Origin of the sequence: Streptomyces anandii JCM 4720 (assembly GCF_014650655.1) — a bacterium.
GTDB classification, from domain to species: Bacteria; Actinomycetota; Actinomycetes; order Streptomycetales; family Streptomycetaceae; genus Streptomyces; species Streptomyces anandii.
Window position 1 is genome coordinate 138,066 of the sequence record NZ_BMVJ01000016.1, and the last position, 2,365, is coordinate 140,430.

The following is a 2,365-nucleotide window of genomic DNA, read 5'->3' on the forward strand; positions in this document are numbered from 1 at the left end:
GGGGTGTGTACCGCGTGGTTCCCCTCGCGGCGACGAAGGAAACATTACCAGGCTTTCGGGTGTGCCCGATCACCCCTCCTCCCCGCGTGAACGGCGTGTGACGGGCCCGGGGCTCCCTTGGGGCCCGGCCGGGTCGGGGGGAGGATGAGGGGACCACCGGCACATCAGGCGGACCGCCCAGGAAGCGGCCCGCCGGCACACAGCGGGAGGAAGCAGCGTGAGCGAGACGGACACGGCCAGGAGCGTCACCGGCGAGGACGAGGTCGTGGACCTCTGCCGCGAGCTGATCCAGATCGACACCAGCAACTACGGCGACCACTCGGGCCCGGGCGAGCGCAAGGCCGCCGAGTACGTCGCCGAGAAGCTCGCCGAGGTCGGTCTCGAGCCCAAGATCTTCGAGTCGCACCCCGGCCGCGCCTCCACCGTGGCCCGCATCGAGGGCGAGGACCCGTCCCGGCCCGCGCTGCTCATCCACGGCCACACCGACGTCGTACCGGCCAACGCCGTCGACTGGACGCACCACCCCTTCTCCGGCGAGGTCGCGGACGGCTGCGTGTGGGGGCGCGGCGCGGTCGACATGAAGGACATGGACGCCATGACCCTGGCGGTCGTGCGCGACCGGCTGCGCAGCGGCCGCAGGCCCCCGCGGGACATCGTGCTGGCCTTCCTCGCCGACGAGGAGGCGGGCGGCACGTACGGCGCCCGGTACCTGGTCGACAACCACCCGGACCTCTTCGAGGGTGTGACCGAGGCGATCAGCGAGGTCGGCGGGTTCTCCTTCACCGTCAGCGAACAGCGGCGGCTCTACCTGATCCAGACGGCCGAGAAGGGCATGCACTGGATGAAGCTCACCGTGGCCGGCACCGCCGGGCACGGCTCGATGATCCACCGGGACAACGCCATCACCGAGCTGTCGGAGGCCGTCGCGCGGCTCGGGCGTCACCGGTTCCCGGTCCGGGTGACCAAGACCACCCGGGCCTTCCTCGACGAACTCGGCGACGCGCTCGGCGTCCGGCTCGACCCGGAGGACATGGACGGCACCATCGCCCGGCTCGGCGGCATCGCCAAGCTCATCGGCGCCACCCTGAGCAACACCGCCAACCCCACGCAGCTGGGCGCCGGTTACAAGGTCAACGTCATCCCCGGCGAGGCCACGGCGCACGTCGACGGCCGGTTCCTGCCCGGCTTCGAGGAGGAGTTCCTCGCCGACCTCGACCGGATCCTCGGCCCGCGGGTCAAGCGCGAGGACGTGCACTCCGACAAGGCCGTGGAGACCACCTTCGACGGCGCGCTGGTGGAGGCCATGCAGTCCGCGCTGGTCGCCGAGGACCCGGCCGCCAAGGCCATCCCGTACATGCTCTCCGGCGGCACCGACGCCAAGTCCTTCGACGACCTCGGCATCCGCGGCTTCGGGTTCGCGCCGCTGAAGCTGCCGCCGGAGCTGGACTTCGCCGGCATGTTCCACGGCGTGGACGAGCGGGTGCCGGTGGACGGGCTGAAGTTCGGCGTGCGCGTGCTGGACCGGTTCATCGACGCCTCCTGACCGGTCATCAGCCAATTGACTTCGGAATTCGACAGCGCGTGCGGGAATGACTGAGAAGGGTGAATGCGACCATAAGCTCGTAGCTCCATTACTCCGTCCTCGTTACAGGTAATGCGATCAGCAAAACGGGATCGCGTTTGCCAACTAGGAGGAATAATGATCAAGAAGGTCGTCGCTGCCGCTGTTGCCACCGGTGGACTCGTTCTCGCGGGTGCCGGCATGGCCGCTGCCGACTCCGGTGCCCAGGGTGCCGCCGTGCACTCCCCGGGCGTCGTCTCCGGCAACGTCGTCCAGGCGCCCGTGCACGTTCCGGTGAACGTCTGCGGCAACACGATCTCGGTGATCGGGCTGCTGAACCCCACCTTCGGCAACACCTGCATCAACAGCTGACGTTGTGCCCCGCCCCGTGAGGGTCCGGCTCCGTCGACTCCGTGGCGGGTTCTGAACCAGTCGGCCCCGGAGCGTACGCCATGCGCTCCGGGGTCGGCCGGTTTCCGCGAAGTCTTCCGAAAAGTCGAAAGCAGGAATTCATCACTATGCGACAGGTCACCCGCAAAGGCCTGATGACCATGGCGGCGGCCACCGGCGTGCTCGCCGCCGCGACCGGCGCCGCCCACGCCGACGCGGGCGCGGCCGGTGCCGCGTCGGGCTCCCCGGGCGTGCTCTCCGGCAACACCGTGCAGGTTCCGGTGCACGTTCCGGTGAACGTCTGCGGCAACACCGTGAACGTCGTCGGGCTGCTCAACCCGGCGGCCGGCAACTCGTGTGCCAACCACGGCGGCGGCAGCGGCTCGTCCGGCGGATACGGCGACTCCGGCCACG

The 2,365-nt window shown here is 69.8% G+C and carries 3 protein-coding genes; all 3 read left to right on the forward strand.

What is annotated here, in order from left to right; genetic code table 11:
* Positions 1-217 precede the first annotated feature (217 nt).
* A complete protein-coding gene (locus IE249_RS25880) occupies positions 218-1,543 on the forward strand; it encodes a M20/M25/M40 family metallo-hydrolase (protein WP_189708416.1) in 1,326 nt (441 codons plus the stop codon).
* A 156-nt stretch (positions 1,544-1,699) separates the two neighbouring features.
* Entirely contained in the window at positions 1,700-1,933 is a 234-nt protein-coding gene (chpH, locus tag IE249_RS25885) for a chaplin ChpH (protein WP_189708418.1), read from the forward strand.
* 146 nt (positions 1,934-2,079) lie between these two features.
* Positions 2,080-2,365, forward strand: a 286-nt coding sequence (locus IE249_RS25890) for a chaplin (protein WP_189708420.1), incomplete at its 3' end; no start/stop codon positions are given.